The sequence below is a fragment of the Bradyrhizobium sp. AC87j1 genome (genome assembly GCF_002936975.1).
In the GTDB taxonomy this organism is placed as follows: domain Bacteria; phylum Pseudomonadota; class Alphaproteobacteria; order Rhizobiales; family Xanthobacteraceae; genus Bradyrhizobium; species Bradyrhizobium shewense.
On the sequence record NZ_PTFE01000010.1, the window covers coordinates 98121 to 117247 of the forward strand.

Genomic DNA, 19127 nt, shown 5'->3' on the forward strand with positions numbered 1-19127 from the left:
GCCGTTGTTGCTCTATGCAGCTTTCTGACAATGGGTGCAGACGCCCGTGATCTCCACCACGGACAATTTAGGCGCAAAGCCCGAGCTGCGCGCCGCAGCATTGAGATCCCCGGCGAATGATGCCGACGGGATCTCTCCGACCAGGCCGCAGCGCTCGCAGATCAGGAACGCCACCGCCGAGGTCGCGTCGTGGTCGTGGGCGGCGCAGGCGAGATAGGCGTTGCGGCTCTCGATGCGGTGCACGAGGCCGTTGGCCATCAGGAAATCGAGCGCGCGATAGACCGTGATCGGCGCCGGCCGCGACATCGATTTGGCAAGCTCGTCGATCACCTCATAGGCGCCGAGCGGGCGATGGCTGGAGAGCAAGGCCCCCAGCACCTGACGGCGTATCGGCGTGAATTTCTGTGCGCGCTGCTTGCAGACCTCCTCGGCATGCGCCAGCGCATCCGCGGTGCAGCGGCCGTGATCGTGGTCAGGCGCGGGAAATGCCGGCTTTGCGAGGGTCATGCGGCCACGTTCTAGCATTTGAGCCCGGGAACCCAAAGCACGACCCTGCGACCGGCTGCCAGCCATGCTCGCGCTGCGGGACAGCATCCTGATAATCCGCCATGGAATAATCATAAGCTTGCTTATTATATCCCAAGCTTATTGGAGACCAAGCTTATGACCCGCGGGTCCGTCGACCAGAACTTCCTGTTCACGCTCGGTGAGCTCTACCGCCTCTTGCGCGTCTATGCCGACAAGGAGGCATCGCGGTTCGGCATCACCCGGGCGCAATGGGCGGTGCTGGCCAAGGTCGAGCGCAGCGAAGGCATGAAGCAGTCGGAACTCGCGGAGCTGCTCGAGATGCAGCCGATCACGCTGACCCGCCTGATCGACAAGCTCTGCGACAATGACTGGATCGAGCGCCGCAGCGACGCTTCGGACCGCCGCGTCAAGCGCCTGTATCTGAGGAAGGCCGGCCGGCAATTGCTGGGCCGGATGAGCGGGCTGAAGTCCGAGCTCACGGCCAACGCGCTCGACGGCATCACGCCGGCGGACGCCCATCGCCTCCTGACCCAGCTCGAAACCATCAAGGAAAACGTGCGTACCGCGATCCAGACCAGCGGCGCGGAACAGGCGCGTAAGGAGCAGCGCTATGGCTGACCAAGTCCTCAAGTTCCAGCCCGAGCAGAAGACCGACAGCGGCAAGCCCACCAAGAAAGCCGGCACCGACCCGCGCCGTCGCCTGGTCGCGGGCCTGCGGCGTTACCGCCGCTTCCTGCTCCTGGTCGTACTGCCTGTCACCGCCGCCATCGGCGGCATCACTTTCTACCTGCATGGCGGCCGCTATGTCGGCACCGACGACGCCTATGTCGGCGCGCAGAAGGTGCTGGTGACGCCCGACATCTCCGGCAAGATCCAGAAGGTCGTCGTGAAGGAAGGCCAGTCCGTCAAGCAGGGCGACGAGCTGTTCGAGATCGACCCCGCTCCGTTTCGCCACGCGGTGGACGAAGCCAAGGCGCAGCTCGCGCAGGCCCGCACGACCTACGACAACCTCGTCGCCAACATCAAGATCTATGGCGACATGCTGGGCCTCGCCCAGCAAGGCATCGATTTGAAGCAGCGCGATGTCGAGCGCAAGCAGGCGCTGGTGAAGAACAATTACGGCTCGCAGCTCGATCTCGACAACGCCTCGAATGCGCTGGTCACCGCCGGCGCGCAGGCGCAGTACATCAAGCAACAGCTCTCCAACGCCAAGACGCAGCTGCTCGGCGACCCCGAATTGCCGCTGGAACAATTCCCGCCTTACGCACAGGCGAAGGCCAAGCTGGACGATGCCCAGCGCAACCTCGACCACACCGTGCTGCGCGCGCCGATGGACGGCGTGGCGACGCAGGTCGAGCAGATCCAGCTCGGCCGCTATGTCGCCGCCGGCACGCCGGTGTTTTCCATCATCGACGTCGCCCACCCCTGGGTCGACGCCAATCCGAAGGAGAGCGACCTCACGCACGTCACCGAAGGACAGCCGGTCACGCTCGAGGTCGACGCGTTCCCGAACCACGTCTTCAAGGGCAAGATCGGCTCGCTCTCCCCCGGTACCGGTGCGCAATTCGCGATCCTGCCGCCGCAGAATGCCACCGGCAATTTCGTCAAGGTGGTGCAGCGCGTGCCGATCCGCATCTATTTCGACGAGACCGACAAATATGTGCGGAAGCTGAAGGCTGGCATGAGCGTCTACGCCACCATCGACACCGGTCATCAGCGCTCGCTCGCCGGCCTGCTTGGCCTGTCGGCGACAGCGAGCCAGGATAAAGACTGAACGCAAGGACTGATCTGATGTCCGGTCCCAATGCCAGCCTGATGGTCCCCGGCCTGCGCCGGAACATGGTGACGATCTGCGCCATGACCGCGACCATCATGCAGGCGCTGGACACCACCATCGCTAACGTCGCCCTGCCCTACATGCAGGGCACGCTGTCGGCCTCACAGGACCAGATCAACTGGGTGCTGACCTCCTACATCGTCGCCGCCGCGATCATGACGGCGCCGGTCGGCTGGATCGCCAACCGCTTCGGCCGAAAGCGCATCTTCATCATCTGCTCGGCCGGCTTCACGATGGCCTCGGTGCTGTGCGGCCTGGCCCAGGACATCAACCAGATGGTGCTGTTCCGCCTGCTGCAGGGCGTGTTCGGCGCGGCCCTGGTGCCGCTGTCGCAATCGGTGATGCTCGACTATTACACGCTCCAGGAGCGCGCCAAGGCGATGTCGATCTGGGGCATGGGCGTGATGATGGGCCCCATCATGGGGCCCTCGCTGGGGGCCTGGCTGACCGAGACCTATTCCTGGCACTGGGTGTTCTTCGTCAACCTGCCGTTCGGCTTCATCACCGTGCTCGGGCTGATCGTCTTCATGGACGAGACCGACAAGAATCTCAGCCTCAAATTCGACTGGTTCGGCTTCGCTGCGCTGGCGGTCGCGATCGGCTCGCTTCAGCTCGCCCTCGACCGTGGCGAGCAATTGGGCTGGCTGGAATCCAATGAGATCCTCGCGGAGTTCATCGTCTCGGCCGTCGCCTTCTACTTCTTCCTCGCGCACTCCTTCACGACCTCGACCCCGTTCATCCGCTTCGCGCTGTTTCGGGACCGCAACTTCGTCACCGGCTGCGTGTTCATGATCGTGATGGGGCTCGTGCTGTTCTCGACCATGGCGCTGGCCTCACCCTATATGCAGAACGTGATCGGCTATCCCATCATCACCGCCGGCCTCTTGCTGGCGAGCCGCGGCTTCGGCACCTTCTTCGCCATGATGCTGGTCGGCCGCATGATGCGTTATTTCGAGGCGCGCACGCTGATCATCGCCGGCCTGACGCTGACCGCGGCCTCGCTGTTCCAGATGACCGGCTGGACCGATTTGACCCAGGTGCCGGAGATCGTCACCGTCAGCGTCATCCAAGGCTTCGGCTTCGGCCTGGTCTTCGTGCCGCTCTCGACCGTGGCGTTCCTGACGCTGTCGAACGATCTCCGCACTGACGGCACCGCGATGCTGACCCTGATGCGCAACGTCGCGAGCTCGGTCGGCATTTCCGTCGTCATTGCCCAATTGACGCAGGGGACGCGGCGGACCTATGCGATCCTGTCCGAGCACATCAACCCGTTCAACCATGCACTGCAGATGCCCGACGTCAGGGGCCTGATCAACCTGTCTACCGACGCCGGCCGCGCCATGGCCGACAGGATGGTCAGCGTGCAGGCGCAGATCATCGCCTTCGCCTACGACTATCAGCTGGTGATGTGCTTCATCCTCTGCACCATCCCGCTCGCCTTGCTGATCGGCTCGACCAAGGCCACGCTGCGCAAGCAGGCGGCGGGACCGGAGCATGCGGTGATGGAGTAGGACGCGGTCGACCACCAATCTCCACTGTCGTCCCGGACAAGCGCAGCGGAGCGAAGCGCAGATCCGGGATCCATAATCACCGGCAGTGGTTTGGTGAAGACTCGGAGTTACCAGTCTCGCGCCATAACCTCTCCCTGTGGTTATCGGTCCCTGCGTTCGGAGGGACGACACCGAAATTGTGGCGCGTCCCCTACAACAACTCCTCGCAGCCCAGATCATCCACGGCCGCAAATATCCGCTCCAGATTATTCCACCAGATCACCGGCGGGATGTTGATGCTCCACTGCCAGACCGGCCTCGTGATCTGCCAGAGCACCGCCCAGCGGTAGTCGCGATCGAGCGCACCGCGCGTGTAGCCGGTGATGCCGCTTTCGATCAACGTGTCATGGTAGAGATTGAGCAGCGAGCGTTCGAGCGCCTGCCGGCGTTCCGGATACCAATGCATTGCCATCATGTAGGCGAGGTCGTGGGCTGGAACGTTGATGCTCCACAGGTCGAAATCGAAGATGCGCACGGTATCGGCAACGCCGGCGCGCGGCAGCAGGAAATTCCAGACATGGGCATCGCCGTGGGTGATGCTGAGGTGACGGCGTGAGTGGTAACGCTGGGACAGCCGGTCCGACTGATCGATGAGGCGGCGATAGAGGGTACGCCGCTCCTCGCTGAGGCGATCACCGAGAAAATCGGCAAAGCGGTCGTAATGGCCCGCGAAGGTCTCCATGCGCTCCGCACTGTCCTCAGGGCTCGCCCAGGTGCCGACGGTGTCGCCGAGGCTCGGATGGTCCCACCAGGCCGCATGCCAGTGTGCGAGCGAAGTGACGATAGCGATCGTCTGTTCACGCGACGGCGGCAGCGGCCAGGCCGCCGCGATGTCGTGGCTGTCTGTGAGGTCCTCGAGCAGGAGATGCCAGGTGACGTTGCCCTCGTCGAAATGTCCGTCGAAGCAGCGGGGCACCAAGCCCTGCGGCATGCTTGGCGTCAGTCGCGTGTAGTATTCGACCTCGTGCCGGCCGCCATTGGCAAGCTTCTCGGCGAAGTCGGAATTCGCGGTCTTCAGGATCAGTGTCTGCGGCGCGCCGCCGGATTCGCCGACATAGCGCAGACCGAGGCGGACGATGTGTGACACGACGGTGTCGCGCTGATGCAGCACCTTCACCTCGCGGACCGCGCCGGCGTCCAGCACGCCGCCTCTGCGCAGTGCCGCCGTCAGTCGGGCGGGCTCAACGACATCAGGCAGTTGTGGAGGTGTCATGAAATTCACGATGCCCCTGTCCCGCGCCATACTGCACGATCATAGCCCCACGCACCAGCGGCCGAACCGACGCCGCGCTCAAGCCGCCTCGGTCGAGTCGCGCACGGTCCGCACCACGACCGACCGAAGCTGTTCGAGATTGGCCGCCATGCCGGCGATCGCCTGCCTGACCTCGGCGGCGCGCTTGTCCACGGAAGCGGCGTCGCGGCTGACATTGCCGATCTTGGCCGAGACCTCCTTCGCCGCTGAAGCCGATTCGGAAATCGACCGCGTGATCTCCCGCGTCGCGGCGTCCTGCTCTTCCATCGCGGCGGCAACCGAGGTCGCCACGCCGTCGATCTCGACGATGTGCCCTCCCATCGTCTCGACGGCATCGACCGCGGCCTGCGTCGAGGCCTGAATCTCGGTGATCAGCCGCGTGATCTCCTCGGTGGATTTGGCGGTCTGGTCGGACAGGGACTTCACTTCGGCGGCGACCACGGCGAAGCCGCGGCCGGCCTCGCCGGCACGGGCGGCCTCGATCGTGGCGTTGAGCGCCAGGAGGTTGGTCTGGCCGGCGATGCCGCCGATGAGGTCGGAGACCTCGGCGATCTTCTTCACCGATCCGGCCAGTGCCTGGATGGTCGAACGCGCCTGCTCGCGGCCGGCGACAGCCGATTTTGTGACGGTGCTGGTCCGCACGACCTGGCTTGCGATCTCGCGGATCGAGGCGCTCAGCTCTTCAGCCGCGGCCGAGACGGTCTGCGAACTGCTCAGGGCCTGGGTGGAGGCCGCCGCGACCGCCTGCGATTGCGCGGAGAGCGACCTCGCGATCTCCGACAGGCTGGACGCCGCCCGCTCCACGCCTTGCGTCGCTGCGCCGGCGGTGTCGACCGACCGGCCGGTCTCGCGCTCGACGGTTTCGGCCATCTGGTGCAGGGCGGAGCGCTTGGCGAGCGCCGCCTCGTGCTCCTGCCGCAACTGCTCCTCGCGCAGGCGGGAATTCTCGACCGCCGCCTGCTTGAATACCACAAGCGCCCCCGCCATCGAGCCGACCTCGTCCTTACGGTCAGCGAAAGGAATGTCGGCGGCGAGATCGCCGGTCGCAAGCTTCTGCATCGTGCCCGTCATGCGCACGATCGGGCGCACCACGCCGAGGGCAACGCCGAGCAGGCCCGCGGCAACGAGAGCCAGGACAGCGGCGGAGACGCCGAGGAGGATATAAAGCATCGAGCTGTCACGGTCCGCGGCCAGCTTTTCCATGGCGGCATTCTGCTTGTTGGCGTTCTCGACGATGCTGTCGATCACGGCGCGATGCGCGGTGTAGGCGTCCTTCACCTGCGCATAGATGCGCTCGGACGCAGCGGCGTCCTTGGCCTTGAGGGCCGGCAGGAGCTGGTCGGACGCCTTCCAGAACTTCTGCACCTCGGCGTCGGACTTGGACACCAGCGCCGTTTTCAGGTCGGCCGAGAGGCTGGAGGTGACCCAGAACGCCTTGCGCTCGTCGTAGTCCTTGCGGAGCTGGGCCAGACGTTCGCCGTGGGCCGCCAGCTGGTCCGGCTCGCGCATGGCCAGGGTCGCCTCGAGATAGGCCTCGATGACATATTCCGGCGGCGGCAGAATGTCCGCGATGAGGTCGTTGCCGAGCTTGATGTCGGAGTAGAGCGGACCGCCGACCTTGAGCTCTTTCAAGGCGTAGAGGCTGGTCGAAACCACGGCGGCAAAACCGATGGCGAGAACGATGCCGAACGCAATGATCGCAGATGACAACGACAGACGAAATTTCATGAAAACAATCCAGGGCGGTGTCAAAACTGCAGCCACCCTAGACGAATACGGTAAATACGGGATTGCTTCGCGCCGAAATTGTATCGCGCGAACCCCGTCTAACTACGGGAATTTGACGTTAAGTCGTCGGTATTTGAGTCAGCGAGGCTGACGCACACACGTGCGGGAGAATCGTTTCGGCCGGAGGCAGCCTCGGCTTCGATGCGCCAGATGAGACATGCGTGCCGGCGACCAAGCCTCCGGCACGCATTGTCTCACACGTCGAAGAACACCGTCTCGTTGTCGCCCTGGAGCCGCAGGTCGAGCCGGTAGGCCGGCTTGCCGGCTTCGCGCACCGCAGTCAGCGTGGCGCGGCGCTCGGTGGGCACCAGCGCCAGCACGGGGTCGGCGGCGTTGCCGGCCTCGTCGCCGAAATAGATCCGGGTGTAGAGATGCCGCAGCATGCCGCGGCCGAACACCGCAAGGAGGATGTGCGGCGCCTGCGGCTTGCCATCGGGATCCGGCACCGTGCCCGGCTTGATGGTCTCGAACGCGTAATTGCCGTCCTTGTCGGTGCCGCAACGGGCAAAGCCGCGGAAGCTCGCATTCGGCAGCGCACGCTTGTCCTGCGGGTCGGCAAAGCGACCCTGCGCGTCCGCCTGCCAGATCTCCAGCATGCAATCCGGCACGGCAACACCGTCACCGTCGAACACACGCCCCTCGATGCGGATGCGCTCGCCGGTGACGTCTGGCGTGAGCGTCGAGTTGGTGAACGCGTCGTTCCATGCGTATTCGCCGTTCGGCGTCAGGCCATATTTGAAGAACGGGCCGACCGTCTGCGATGGGGTGATCCCGTCGGGCGTCACAGAATCCTGCACTTAGTGATTCTCCATGGGGGTGGCGTTCTTGCCGCGCAGCACGACGTCAAAGCGGTAGCACAGCGCCCATTCGGGCTGGGTGTTCTCGAGATCGAACGAGGAGACCATCCGCGCTCGCGCCTTCTCGTCCGGCACCGAGTTGAAGATCGGATCGAACGGGAACAGCGGATCGTTCGGAAAATACATCTGCGTCACGAGGCGCGTGACGAAGGAATGGCCGAACACCGACAGATGGATGTGTGCCGGACGCCAGGCATTGTGGTGATTGCCCCAGGGATAGGCGCCGGGCTTGATGGTGACGAAACGATAGTAGCCGGCGGCATCGCTCACGGTACGGCCGGCACCGGTGAAGTTCGGATCGAGCGGCGCCGGATGCTGGTCGCGGACATGGACATAGCGACCGCAGGAATTGGCCTGCCAGATCTCGACCAATGAATTCGGCACGCCGCGGCCATTCTCGTCGCGCACATGGCCGTGCACGATGATGCGTTCGCCGATCGGCTCGCCGGTATGCTGGGTGGTGAGGTCGGCATCGCCCTCCCGCACGGTTTCGTGGCCGTAGACCGGACCGGTCAGCTCCGACAGGGTGTGCCGCATCGGGATCAAGGGCTTGTTCGGCGCGCGCTTGATCGAGCTCTTGTAGTCGGGCGACAGCGGCAGCGGATGCGCCTTGTTGCTGTCAGTGGGATAGATGAATGTCATGGGCGAACTCCTCCCCGGCCATTGTGGTCCGGCCGGACAACGCTTCCGCCAATCATTATAGGATATAACTAATTGGGGGAAGCGGGTTTGAGCCCTATTTGATCGGCGGACGCGGCAGTACGGCTTCCCCGACTTCGAGCCGGTAGACATGGTCGAGCGAATACCAGGGCGTCGCAACATCGCGTTCGGTCGGATGTGGCGCGTCATGACGCAGGAACTTGCCGATCAGCGCCTGCGTCACGCCGAACTGCACGTCGCTGTCGATATGGGGATCGTTGGGATCGTAGACCTGCGAGATCAGGACCTTGAAGCCCGGCTTGAAGATCAGGGCATGCAAATGCGCGGGGCGATAGGGATGGCGGCTCTGCGCCTCCAGCAGGCGGCCGACCACGCCGCCCGTCGGAATGGGATAGCCCACCATCATCACCGAACGGAAGGAGAAGCGCCCATCCTGGTCGGTCGTGAACTTGCCACGCAGGTTCATGTCGGCCTGGTCAGGATCCTGGTTCTCGTAGAGGCCGACCGGAGAGGCGTGCCAGACATCGACCTCGGCGCCGACGACCGGACGACCGTCCTTGTCCACGACGCGGCCGTTCACGAACAGCGGCGCGCCCGGTGTCTCGGAGCGGACGATCGATCCGCCATTCTCGACCCGCGGCGAGTTCAACCGCCAGAATGGCCCGAGCAGCGACTGATCGGTTTCGGTATTGCCCTGATCGCCGTTGTTGAGCAGGCACACCAGCGGCGACACGCCGAGCGAGCCCGCCATCAGCACCACTTCGTTGTGCGTGTCGGTGGTCAGCTTGCCGAGCTCGGCGATGACAGCGGTGGCATCGCGAAACTCCTTCTCGGTCAGGCGGACGTCGCGCACGAAGCCGTGCAAATGCTTGACCAGGGAGATCATGATCTGGCGCATGCGCGGATCGGAAGTCCGCTCCATCACCGCCAGTGCCGCGGCCGTGACGTCCTGCTCGCGCTCGATGATCATGCCCGCCTCCCGATCGTCCGTCATTCCGGGGCAGCCCGACAGGGCTGAACCCGGAACCTCGAGATCCCGGATTCCGCTCTAACGAGCGGCTCCGGGATGACGGTTCACTGCGTGGACCGTCAGTTCAGCCTCTCGATCGCGACCGCGACGCCCTGGCCGACGCCGACGCACATGGTGGCGAGCGCGAGCTTGCCGCCGCGCTTCTCCATGCCGTGGACGGCGGTGAGCGCGAGGCGCGCGCCGCTCATGCCGAGGGGATGGCCGAGCGCGATGGCGCCGCCATGCGGATTGACGAAATCCGCATCGTCGGCGACGCCGAGCTGGCGCATGCAGGCGATGCCTTGCGAGGCGAAGGCCTCGTTGAGCTCGATCAGGTCGAAATCGCTGATCTTCTTGCCGAGCCGCTCCATCAGCTTGCGGGTCGCGGGCACGGGACCGATGCCCATGATGCGCGGCGGCACGCCGGCCGAGGCAAGGCCGAGGATGCGCGCGCGCGGCGTCAGGCCATGCTTCTTCACCGCAGCTTCCGACGCCAGGATCATCGCGGCGGCGCCGTCATTGACGCCGGAAGCATTGCCGGCGGTCACCGTGCCGGGATTGCGTACGATCGGCTTCAGTTTTGCCAAACCTTCGAGCGTGGTCTCGGGACGCGGATGCTCGTCCTTGTCGACGGTGATGGAACCCGCCTTGCCGCCGGGAATGGTGATCGGGATGATTTCTTCCGCAAAATAGCCGGCCGCGATCGCTGCGCCCGCGCGCTGCTGCGAGCGGATGGCGAAAGCGTCCTGGTCGGCGCGCGAGACCTGGAATTCCTCGGCGACGTTCTCGCCGGTCTCCGGCATGGCGTCGACGCCGTACTGCGCCTTCAGTAGCGGATTGATGAAGCGCCAGCCGATGGTGGTGTCGAAAATCTCGGCCGAGCGCGAGAAGGCCTCTTGCGCCTTGCCCATCACGAAGGGCGCGCGGGTCATGGATTCGACGCCGCCGGCAATGGCAAGCTCGATCTCGCCGGAGCGGATGGCGCGGCCGGCCGCACCGACCGCATCGAGGCCCGAGGCGCAGAGCCGGTTGAGCGTCTGGCCGGGAACCGAATCCGGCAGACCTGCGAGCAGGAGCGCCATGCGGGCGACGTTGCGGTTGTCCTCGCCGGCCTGGTTGGCACAGCCGAAGAAGACTTCGTCCACCTGCGCCCAGTCGAGATTAGGATGCTTGGTCATCAGTGCCTTGATCGGGGCTGCGGCGAGATCGTCGGCGCGCACCTTGGCGAGCGAGCCGCCGAAGCGGCCGATCGGGGTCCGCACGGCATCGCAGATAAAGACATCACGCATCGTTGTTCTCCCTGAATGCCGCGGTTCGGCCCAAATTCTTCAATGACGGCGGAGTTTTAGGAGGGCGCCCGCAGCAGGTCAATCGACCGATACACGCGTGTTCCGAGGGGGCCACACGCCGGCCACGCATGCCGCAATGCGGACAACGTGGAAAACCTCCCCTTCCCGGCCAAAGCGATAGGAGCAGGAGGCGAAATTTTGTAGGTTGCGCCGCCCATGACCATGCAACAGCCGATACCCGTACCTCCTCCCGACGAAGCGCCCGCCTCGCCAGCGGAAGCCATCGCGCGCGTCACGCCGATGATGGAACAGTACCTGGAGATCAAGGCGGCGCACCAGGGCCTGCTGCTGTTCTACCGGATGGGCGATTTCTACGAATTGTTCTTCGAGGACGCCGAGATCGCCTCCAGGACGCTCGGCATCGTGCTGACCAAGCGCGGCAAGCACCAGGGCGCCGACATCCCGATGTGCGGCGTGCCGGTCGAGCGCTCCGAGGACTATCTGCACCGCCTGATATCGGCCGGGCACCGCGTCGCGGTCTGCGAGCAGACCGAGGATCCCGCCGCCGCCAAGGCGCGCGGCAACAAGAGCGTGGTGCGCCGCGGCGTGGTGCGGCTGGTCACGCCGGGCACGCTGACCGAGGACACGCTGCTCGATGCGCGCGCGAATAACTATCTGCTCGCAATCGCGCGCGCCCGCTCCTCTGCCGGCGGCGACCGCTTCGGCCTCGCCTGGATCGACATCTCGACCGCCGAGTTCACCGTGATGGAATGTTCGGGCGGCGAGCTCGCCGCAACGCTGGCGCGCATCAACCCGAACGAGGCGATCGTCACCGACGCGCTCTATAACGACAGCGAGCTCGGACAGACCTTGCGCGAGCTGCCGGCCGTGACCCCGCTGACCCGCGACGTCTTCGACGGCGCCACCGCCGAGAAGCGGCTGTGCGATTACTTTGCCGTCGCGACCATGGACGGGCTGGCGCAGCTGACGCGGCTGGAGGCCACAGCAGCAGCAGCAGCCGTCACTTATGTCGACCGCACCCAGGTCGGCAAGCATCCGCCGCTGTCGCCGCCCGCGCGCGAGGCCTCGGGCGCGACGATGGCGATCGATCCAGCCACGCGCGCCAATCTCGAGCTGACCCGGACGCTCGCGGGCGAACGCCGCGGCTCGCTGCTCGATGCGATCGACTGCACGGTGACCTCGGCGGGCTCGCGCCTGCTTGCCCAACGCCTGGCCGCGCCGCTGACGGATGCGCCGGCGATCGCGCGCCGGCTCGATGCGGTCAGCGTCTTCGTCGCCGATTCCGCCGCGCGCGAAGACATCCGCAGCATTTTGCGCGGCGCGCCCGACATGTCGCGCGCGCTGGCGCGTCTCTCGGTCGGCCGCGGCGGCCCGCGCGACCTCGCAGGCATCCGCGACGGCATCGTCGCCGCCGACCAGGTGCTGGCGCGGCTTTCCGAGCTAGATCAGCCGCCGCAGGAGATCGCGGTGGTGATGGCGGCGTTGCAGAGGCCCTCGCGCGAGCTCGCGGCCGAATTCGCCAGCGCGCTCGACGAGCAGCTGCCGCTGATCAAGCGCGATGGCGGCTTCGTTCGACAGGGCTATGAGCCCGCGCTCGACGAAGCCCGAAACCTGCGCGATGCCTCGCGTCTCGTTGTGGCCTCGATGCAGGCGCGCTACGCCGACACGACATCCGTGAAAGGCCTGAAGATCCGGCACAACAACGTGCTCGGCTATTTCGTCGAGGTGACCGCGCAGCACGGCGACAAGCTGATGTCGGCGCCGCTGAACGCGACTTTCATTCATCGCCAGACGCTGGCGGGGCAGGTGCGCTTCACCACCTCCGAGTTGGGCGAGATCGAAGCCAAGATCGCCAATGCCGGCGATCGCGCGCTCGGCCTAGAGCTCGAGATTTTCGAGCGGCTGTCAGCCAAGGCCATGGCGATCAGCGACGATCTGCGCGCCGCCGCCCACGCCTTCGCCTTGCTCGACGTTGCGACATCACTCGCAAAGCTCGCCGTCGACGATAATTATGTGCGGCCGGATGTGGACGACTCGCTCGGCTTTGCGATCGAGGCCGGCCGCCATCCGGTGGTGGAGCAGGCTCTGAAGCGCAATGGCGAGCCGTTCATCGCCAATGCCTGCGACCTCTCACCAAGCCCTGCGCAAAAATCCGGCCAGCTCTGGCTGCTCACCGGTCCCAACATGGCCGGTAAATCGACCTTCCTGCGTCAGAACGCGCTGATTGCCCTTCTTGCCCAGATCGGCAGCTTCGTGCCGGCCACGCGCGCGCGGATCGGCATCATCGACCGGCTGTTCTCGCGCGTCGGCGCCGCCGACGATCTCGCCCGCGGTCGCTCCACCTTCATGGTCGAAATGGTCGAGACCGCGGCGATCCTAAACCAGGCCGGCGAGCGCTCACTCGTGATCCTCGACGAGATCGGCCGCGGCACCGCGACCTTCGACGGTCTCTCGATCGCCTGGGCTGCGATCGAGCATCTGCACGAAAGCAATCGCTGCCGCACGCTATTCGCCACGCATTATCATGAACTGACCGCGCTCTCGGCAAAGCTGCCGCGGATGTTCAACGCCACGGTGCGGGTGAAGGAGTGGCAGGGCAATGTCGTGTTCCTGCACGAGGTGCTGCCGGGCTCGGCCGACCGCTCCTACGGCATCCAGGTCGCCAAGCTCGCCGGCCTGCCCCCGGCGGTGATCACGCGCGCGAAGTCGGTGCTCTCCAAGCTGGAGGCGCAGGACCGCGGCCAGACCGCACGGGCGCTGGTGGACGATCTTCCGTTATTCGCCGTGCCCTCACGCGCGGCAGCGGAAGCTGCTCCGCCGAGCGAAGCCGAATTGCTGATGGACGCCGTGAAGGCGCTGCACCCCGACGAGATGTCGCCACGCGAGGCGCTCGATGCGTTGTATGCGCTGAAGGCCAAGCTGCCGAAGGCATAGATCAGACCGTCATTCCGGGATGGTCCGAAGGACCAGACCCGGAATCTCGAGATTCCGGGTTCGCCTCTTCGAGGCGCCCCGGAATGACTGTGCGCCTGGCTACGCCCTCGCCGCGATCGCTGCCGCCTCCGCGGCGGCGCGCTGCATGCTGGTCGACATCTCGTTCGTCACCGTGCTCTGCTCCTCGACGGCAGCGGCGGTCGATGTCACGTATTCGCTGACATTGTTGATCGCCTGCTTGATCGAGCCGAGCGCGCTGACGACGTCGCCGGAGATGCCGTTGAGGCTGCCGATCTCCTGGCCGATCTTGTCGGTGGCCTGCTTGGCCTGATTGGCGAGACTCTTCACTTCGGAGGCAACCACCGCAAAGCCGCGGCCGGCTTCGCCGGCCCGTGCGGATTCGATCGTGGCGTTCAGCGCCAGGAGGTTGATCTGGCCGGTGATGCTGTTGATCATCTCGACGATGCCGCTCATCGACTGCGCTGCCTCGGTGAGGCGCTGAGCCTGAGCGTCGGCTGAGGCGACCTGCTCCACCGCGCTCATCGCGGTCTCGCGGGACTTGGTCATCGCCTCGGAGATCTCCCGCACCGAAGCGTTCAGTTCCTCCGAGCCGGCGGCGACCGATTCCATCATGCCGCGCACGCGCTCGTTGCCCATGCGGACCAGCACTTGCCGCGTGGTGTCGGTGGCGTATTTCACGACCTTGAACGGCTTGCCGTTGAGATCGAGGATCGGGTTATAGGAGGCCTGGATGTAGACCTCCTTGCCGCCCTTGCCGATGCGCTTGTATTCGGCCGCCTGGTACTGACCGCGGTTGAGCGCGGCCCAGAACTCGCGATAAGCCGCGCCGTCGCGCTCCGCGGGCTCGACGAACATGCTGTGGTGCTTGCCCTTGATCTCGGCCAGCGAGTAGCCGAGTGCGCCGAGGAAGTTGGCGTTGGCGGCGATGATCGTGCCGTCCATGTTGAACTCGATCACGGCCTGGGCCTTGTCGATCGCCGATATCTGACCGGCGAGATCGGCGTTCTTCAGCTTCTCCGCGGTGACGTCGGTTGCGAACTTGACGACGCCGTAAGGTTTGCCGTTCTCGTCGAGCAGCGGGTTGTAGGAGGCGAGAATCCACACTTCGCGGCCGCCCTTGCCGATGCGCTTGAACTCGCCGGCCTGGTATTCACCCCGGTTGAGCGCAGCCCAGAACTCGCGATAGGCCGCGCCGTCGCGGTCGGCCTGCGGCATGAACAGGCTGTGATGCTTGCCCTCGATCTCGGCCAGCGAATAGCCGAGCGTCTTGCAGAAATTCTCGTTGGCGGTGACGATGGTGCCGTCGAGCTTGAATTCGATGACGGCCTGGGCGCGGCTGATGGCGGCGATCTTCGACGCATCCGTCATGCTCCGGATCTTCTTCGCGGTGATGTCGGTCGCGATCTTGGCGACCATCACCGTCTTGCCGTTGCCGTCGAGCACCGGATTGTAGGATGCTTCGATCCAAACCTCGCGGCCACCCTTCGCGATCCGCTTGAACTCGCGCGCTTGATACTCGCCACGGTTCAATGCAGCCCAGAACGCCTTGTACTCGGCGGTATCGCGCTGGTCGCCCGGCACGAACATGGAGTGATGCTTGCCCTGAATCTCGTCAAGCCGATAGCCGAGGGCGTCGAGAAAATTCTGGTTGGCCGTGATGATCGAGCCATCGAGATTGAATTCGATCATAGCCTGCGAACGGCCTATGGCGTCGAGCCGCCCTTGTGCATCGCTGTGGGACTTGCGACCGAACATCAAACAATCTCCATCTCGAAATACGCGATACTTCGTACGGGAAAAGCTCGAACAAAGTTCTAATAGAAATGTCGGAAACCAGCAGGGCCGGGAACGATCCGGCGGGCGTCGAGAGCCGCCATCCGCGCCCCCTGCGACTTGAAATGACATTTCTCATTCAATGGCTTGGGAAGATGCTGCGTTGCCTGTCGGCATGAGATGCGGTCTCCGACATGTCCTTTCGCGACGCGATGTCGCGCGTGTCCGTAGTCTCACGGCCCTTGCCGCGCCTTGTGCATCCTATGCCGGCCGATTCCCCACAGCGTCAGATTCCAGGCGATGCAGGTGCCGAGCGCAAGACACAGACCGACGGCCGAGCCGAACGACACCACCGCAACGTGCAGGACGGCAATCGCCGTGCCGAATCCGAGCAGGCCCCAGGCGGAGTTGGCGAGCACGGCTGCGGTCGGCGGGCCGCCGATGCGCGGATGCAGGATCACCATGATGCTGGAGAACACCACGGGATACAGCGCGATGATGCCGCTGATGCGGGGGCCTACCCAGCCCGAGGTCGAGACCACGATGGCGACCAGGGTCGCGACCAGTGCAGCCCGCATCGGCACGTCGTACCAGCGGCGCGTGACCAGCGGCATCTTCACATGGCGATAGCCCGCCAGGAGCGGAATGCAGATGCCGAAGGCGATCAGATTGGCGGCGAGCCCGGCGGTGAGCGACCAGTCGAACTGGCGGATGATCGAGGCCAGCACGATCCAGACGGCGACCGCACTTCCACAACTCACCGCGAGACTGTGCCGCTGCGCCAACACGACATAAATGACGCACATGAAGATCGTCGCCGCATTGATCGGCAGGCTCGCCAGCGAACCCTGCGCGATGAAGGCGGCATCGTGGTCGAGTGCGAGGAAGACGTAGGAGGGACCGGCCGAGATCGGCAGGGTCGCGACCAGCGCGCCGATCACCGGACCCGCGCGCTCGGTGATGATCGAGGCCGTCACGACGAACGCCGCCGCGATCGCCATGCGCAGGAGAAGGAAGAGGAAGAAGTGGAGATCGGGGGACATTTTTGGCTTCTTACCCTCCCCTGGAGGGGGAGGGTCGGCTCATATTGAGCGCAGCGAAATATGCGACGGGGCGGGGTGACAGTCTCTCAACGGCGACGGTGCCCGAGTGGAGAGATCACGCCACCCCGCTCGCGCTATGCGCGATCGACCCTCCCCCTCCAGGGGAGGGTAAGAGACTCATATCCGCTGCATCGACACCGACACCTTCGGGCCGTTCTTGATGGTCTGATAGACCACGCAATAGCGCTCGGTCAGCTTGAGCAGGAGATCGAGCTTGTCCTGCGGCGCTGATGTGTCGACCTCGAAGCGCAGACGGATCTCGGCGAAGCCGACCGGGGTCTCCTTGTCGACGCCGAGCGTGCCGCGGAAATCGAGATCGCCCTCGGCATAGACGTTGCCGGTCTTGAGCGGCACCTCGATCGCAGTCGCGACCGATTTCAGGGTGACGCCGGCACAGGCGACAAGCGCCTCAAGCAACATGTCCCCGGAGCAAAGCTCGAGGCCGGAACCGCCGGTCGCCGGATGAAGGCCGGCAAGCGCGATGGCGCGGCCGGTCTCGACCTTGCAGGCGATGCCTTCGCTGTCGGTGGAGCCCTTGGCCTTCAGCGTGATCAGTGCGGTCTTGGGATCGGTCTTGTAGCGCTCCTTGATCGGAGCCTGCATCTGGCGCAGCTCTGCAGCGTCCATTTTCGTTCTCTCCCGGAAAATTGCCCCTCGATGTACCGGTTCAGAGCGAAATTGTCACCACCACATGGCCTGACCGGGACCCTGGGTTGCGTCACGGTCGGGCACGTTGCGGTCAAGCGAACGGTCGAGTGACGCCAGCACACTTCGCTTGAAATTCTCGAACAACGGCGAATTGCGGTCGCGCGGCCGTCCGAGATTGATCTCGATCTGGTCGAACAACCGGCCCGGCCGCGGCCGCATCACCAGCACGCGGTCGGCCAGCACCACGGCCTCGTCGACGTCGTGTGTGACGAGGATGAGGGTCGGCCGCGTGTCCGCCCAGAGGTCGAGCAGATGATCCTGGAGATCCCTGCGGGTGAAGGCATCGAGCGCGGAGAACGGCTCGTCCAGCAGCAGCACCTCCGGCTGCGGCACCAGCGCGCGTGCGATCGCAACCCGCTGCGCCTGTCCGCCGGAGAGCTCGCGCGGCCAGGCCTGCGCCTTTTCCGCCAGCCCGACGCGTTCGAGCGCACGCGCGACCTTCTCGCGGCGCTCGGCCGCGGGCAGATCGGCGAGTCCAAAACCGATATTGTCGGCGACGCTGAGCCAGGGCAGCAGCCGCGGCTCCTGGAAGATGATGCCGATCTTGGCATGCGGCGAGACGATCGCCTCATGGTCGAGCGTCACCGTGCCAGCGCTGGCGCGATCGAGCCCGGCGATGGCGCGCAGCAGCGTGGACTTGCCACAGCCGGAGCCGCCGATGATGGCGATGATCTCGCCCAGCTTGATTTCGGCGGAGAAGCGCGAAAGCGCCTGTACGCCGTTGGGATAGGTCTTGCTGACCCGGTCGAGCGCCAGCATTGCCTCAAGCTCCCTTCGCGCGCCCGAAGGCATCCTGCCAGCGCAGGAAAGGCGCGGCCGCGACCTCGATCAACCAGTCCGTGAGCTTGCCGAGGATGGCGAAGATCACGATGGCGGCCAGGATCTGCGCGGGCTTGCCGAGCTGCTGGCCGTCGAGCAGGAGATAGCCGAGGCCTTCGGAGGCGCCGATCAGCTCGGCCGCGACCACGAACATCCAGCCGAGGCCGAGACCGACGCGCAGGGAAACCACATAGGCCGGCAGCACCGCCGGCAGCAGGATGCGGCGGATCATGGCGAAGCCCGAGAGGCGAAAGGTCCGGCCGACCTCGACGATCTTGCGATCCACCGAGAGGATCGCGCCCATCACGCCGAGATAGACCGGAAAGAACACCCCGACTGCGATCAGCGCGATCTTCGAGGTCTCGAAGATGCCGAGCCAGAGAATGAACAGCGGCACCCAGGCCAGCGACGGGATCGCGCGCAGGGCCTGCACGGTCGGATCGAGCAGCCGGCGCGCCAGCGACCAGTAGCCGGAGATGGCGCCGAGCACCGTGCCTGCGACCACGCCGAACGCGAAGCCGAGCGAGACGCGCCACAGCGTCGCTACGATGTGGCGGACCAGCTCGCCAGAACGGGCAAGCTCAGCAATGGTGGCGAAGACGCGCGAGGGCGGCGGCACCAGCCGGCCGTTGGACCAGCCGAACCAGACCACCAGCTCCCAGCCGAGCGCGAGCGCGAGCGGCAACAGGAGCCCCAGCATCGGCCGCGCATAGCGCGCGGCGCGCGAGGGCGCGGTAGCGCTTTCGGCGGGTTCCGAGGATTGTTGCAAGGCTGGCGCGTCGGAGATCATGGCCATTAGCAAGCGCGTCTGATTGGGGATTGCAAGGAGCCTCTTACCCTCCCGTGGAGGGGGAGGGTCGGCTCATATTGAGCGCAGCGAAATATGAGACGGGGCGGGGTGACAGTCTCTCCGCGACAGACGGTGCCCGAGCGGAGAGATCACCCCACCCCGCTCGCGCTGCGCGCGATCGACCCTCC

The 19127-nt window shown here is 65.3% G+C and carries 16 protein-coding genes; 4 read left to right on the forward strand and 12 right to left on the reverse strand.

Annotation, left to right across the window (positions count from 1 at the left end; translation table 11 throughout):
* Positions 1 to 12: 12 nt before the first annotated feature.
* A complete protein-coding gene (locus CV770_RS08700) occupies positions 13 to 507 on the reverse strand; it encodes a Fur family transcriptional regulator (protein ID WP_018316739.1) in 495 nt (164 codons plus the stop codon).
* 156 nt (positions 508 to 663) lie between these two features.
* On the opposite strand from CV770_RS08700, the gene CV770_RS08705 reads away from it, so the two are divergent.
* From CV770_RS08705 to CV770_RS08715, 3 genes are read left to right on the forward strand one after another with little or no spacing between them, the layout of a single operon-like run.
* The gene (locus CV770_RS08705) at positions 664 to 1146 is read left to right on the forward strand and encodes a MarR family winged helix-turn-helix transcriptional regulator (protein ID WP_026201730.1); all 483 of its coding nucleotides are present in this window, start codon (positions 664 to 666) and stop codon (positions 1144 to 1146) included.
* Positions 1139 to 2302 carry an HlyD family secretion protein gene (locus tag CV770_RS08710; RefSeq protein WP_104462027.1) on the forward strand — a complete coding sequence of 388 codons (1164 nt, stop codon included), beginning with the start codon at positions 1139 to 1141 and terminating at the stop codon, positions 2300 to 2302. The genes CV770_RS08705 and CV770_RS08710 overlap by 8 nt, the downstream gene beginning before the upstream one ends.
* 17 nt (positions 2303 to 2319) lie before the next feature.
* The gene (locus tag CV770_RS08715) at positions 2320 to 3876 is read left to right on the forward strand and encodes an MDR family MFS transporter (protein WP_104462028.1); all 1557 of its coding nucleotides are present in this window, start codon (positions 2320 to 2322) and stop codon (positions 3874 to 3876) included.
* A 190-nt stretch (positions 3877 to 4066) separates the two neighbouring features.
* On the opposite strand, the gene CV770_RS08720 is transcribed toward CV770_RS08715, so the two are convergent.
* The 6 genes from CV770_RS08720 to pcaF all read right to left on the reverse strand — a co-directional run bounded on the left by CV770_RS08720 (position 4067) and on the right by pcaF (position 10770).
* Positions 4067 to 5158, reverse strand: coding sequence for a phosphotransferase (locus CV770_RS08720; RefSeq protein WP_104462029.1), 1092 nt, complete (start codon positions 5156 to 5158; stop codon positions 4067 to 4069).
* Between the two features lie 48 nt (positions 5159 to 5206).
* Entirely contained in the window at positions 5207 to 6895 is a 1689-nt protein-coding gene (locus CV770_RS08725) for a methyl-accepting chemotaxis protein (RefSeq protein ID WP_104462030.1), read from the reverse strand.
* A 254-nt stretch (positions 6896 to 7149) separates the two neighbouring features.
* A complete protein-coding gene (pcaG, locus tag CV770_RS08730) occupies positions 7150 to 7752 on the reverse strand; it encodes a protocatechuate 3,4-dioxygenase subunit alpha (protein WP_091964498.1) in 603 nt (200 codons plus the stop codon).
* Entirely contained in the window at positions 7753 to 8454 is a 702-nt protein-coding gene (gene pcaH, locus CV770_RS08735) for a protocatechuate 3,4-dioxygenase subunit beta (protein ID WP_091964501.1), read from the reverse strand.
* Positions 8455 to 8548: 94 nt separating this feature from the next.
* Positions 8549 to 9442 carry a dioxygenase family protein gene (locus CV770_RS08740; RefSeq protein ID WP_201759764.1) on the reverse strand — a complete coding sequence of 298 codons (894 nt, stop codon included), beginning with the start codon at positions 9440 to 9442 and terminating at the stop codon, positions 8549 to 8551.
* A gap of 119 nt (positions 9443 to 9561) precedes the next feature.
* Positions 9562 to 10770 (reverse strand): 3-oxoadipyl-CoA thiolase, encoded by a 1209-nt coding sequence (gene pcaF, locus CV770_RS08745; RefSeq protein ID WP_104462032.1) that lies wholly within the window; start codon positions 10768 to 10770, stop codon positions 9562 to 9564.
* Positions 10771 to 10986: 216 nt separating this feature from the next.
* Between pcaF and mutS the strand changes: the two genes are divergently transcribed.
* A complete protein-coding gene (gene mutS, locus CV770_RS08750; protein WP_104462033.1) occupies positions 10987 to 13725 on the forward strand; it encodes a DNA mismatch repair protein MutS in 2739 nt (912 codons plus the stop codon).
* 99 nt (positions 13726 to 13824) lie between these two features.
* On the opposite strand, the gene CV770_RS08755 is transcribed toward mutS, so the two are convergent.
* The 5 genes from CV770_RS08755 to CV770_RS08775 all read right to left on the reverse strand — a co-directional run bounded on the left by CV770_RS08755 (position 13825) and on the right by CV770_RS08775 (position 18939).
* Complete coding sequence (locus CV770_RS08755) at positions 13825 to 15501, reverse strand: methyl-accepting chemotaxis protein (RefSeq protein WP_104462034.1); 1677 nt, start codon at positions 15499 to 15501, stop codon at positions 13825 to 13827.
* A gap of 251 nt (positions 15502 to 15752) precedes the next feature.
* Positions 15753 to 16562, reverse strand: a complete 810-nt coding sequence (locus tag CV770_RS08760; RefSeq protein ID WP_104462035.1) for a hypothetical protein — start codon at positions 16560 to 16562, stop codon at positions 15753 to 15755.
* 177 nt (positions 16563 to 16739) lie between these two features.
* Positions 16740 to 17249, reverse strand: a complete 510-nt coding sequence (locus CV770_RS08765) for an OsmC family protein (protein ID WP_104462036.1) — start codon at positions 17247 to 17249, stop codon at positions 16740 to 16742.
* A 54-nt stretch (positions 17250 to 17303) separates the two neighbouring features.
* The gene (locus tag CV770_RS08770) at positions 17304 to 18089 is read right to left on the reverse strand and encodes an ABC transporter ATP-binding protein (RefSeq protein ID WP_104462037.1); all 786 of its coding nucleotides are present in this window, start codon (positions 18087 to 18089) and stop codon (positions 17304 to 17306) included.
* A gap of 4 nt (positions 18090 to 18093) precedes the next feature.
* Positions 18094 to 18939: an ABC transporter permease gene (locus tag CV770_RS08775; protein ID WP_091964586.1), complete on the reverse strand. Its 846-nt coding sequence runs from the start codon at positions 18937 to 18939 to the stop codon at positions 18094 to 18096.
* Positions 18940 to 19127 lie beyond the last annotated feature (188 nt).

What these genes read in the sequence shown, in the direction of transcription:
- CV770_RS08700 (WP_018316739.1), bottom strand. Translation starts at nt 507, where the DNA reads ATGACCCTCGCAAAGCCGGCATTTCCCGCGCCTGACCACGATCACGGC.
- CV770_RS08705 (WP_026201730.1), top strand. Translation starts at nt 664, where the DNA reads ATGACCCGCGGGTCCGTCGACCAGAACTTCCTGTTCACGCTCGGTGAG.
- CV770_RS08710 (WP_104462027.1), top strand. Translation starts at nt 1,139, where the DNA reads ATGGCTGACCAAGTCCTCAAGTTCCAGCCCGAGCAGAAGACCGACAGC.
- CV770_RS08715 (WP_104462028.1), top strand. Translation starts at nt 2,320, where the DNA reads ATGTCCGGTCCCAATGCCAGCCTGATGGTCCCCGGCCTGCGCCGGAAC.
- CV770_RS08720 (WP_104462029.1), bottom strand. Translation starts at nt 5,158, where the DNA reads ATGGCGCGGGACAGGGGCATCGTGAATTTCATGACACCTCCACAACTG.
- CV770_RS08725 (WP_104462030.1), bottom strand. Translation starts at nt 6,895, where the DNA reads ATGAAATTTCGTCTGTCGTTGTCATCTGCGATCATTGCGTTCGGCATC.
- pcaH (WP_091964501.1), bottom strand. Translation starts at nt 8,454, where the DNA reads ATGACATTCATCTATCCCACTGACAGCAACAAGGCGCATCCGCTGCCG.
- CV770_RS08740 (WP_201759764.1), bottom strand. Translation starts at nt 9,442, where the DNA reads ATGATCATCGAGCGCGAGCAGGACGTCACGGCCGCGGCACTGGCGGTG.
- pcaF (WP_104462032.1), bottom strand. Translation starts at nt 10,770, where the DNA reads ATGCGTGATGTCTTTATCTGCGATGCCGTGCGGACCCCGATCGGCCGC.
- mutS (WP_104462033.1), top strand. Translation starts at nt 10,987, where the DNA reads ATGACCATGCAACAGCCGATACCCGTACCTCCTCCCGACGAAGCGCCC.
- CV770_RS08755 (WP_104462034.1), bottom strand. Translation starts at nt 15,501, where the DNA reads ATGTTCGGTCGCAAGTCCCACAGCGATGCACAAGGGCGGCTCGACGCC.
- CV770_RS08760 (WP_104462035.1), bottom strand. Translation starts at nt 16,562, where the DNA reads ATGTCCCCCGATCTCCACTTCTTCCTCTTCCTTCTCCTGCGCATGGCG.
- CV770_RS08765 (WP_104462036.1), bottom strand. Translation starts at nt 17,249, where the DNA reads ATGGACGCTGCAGAGCTGCGCCAGATGCAGGCTCCGATCAAGGAGCGC.
- CV770_RS08770 (WP_104462037.1), bottom strand. Translation starts at nt 18,089, where the DNA reads ATGCTGGCGCTCGACCGGGTCAGCAAGACCTATCCCAACGGCGTACAG.
- CV770_RS08775 (WP_091964586.1), bottom strand. Translation starts at nt 18,939, where the DNA reads ATGATCTCCGACGCGCCAGCCTTGCAACAATCCTCGGAACCCGCCGAA.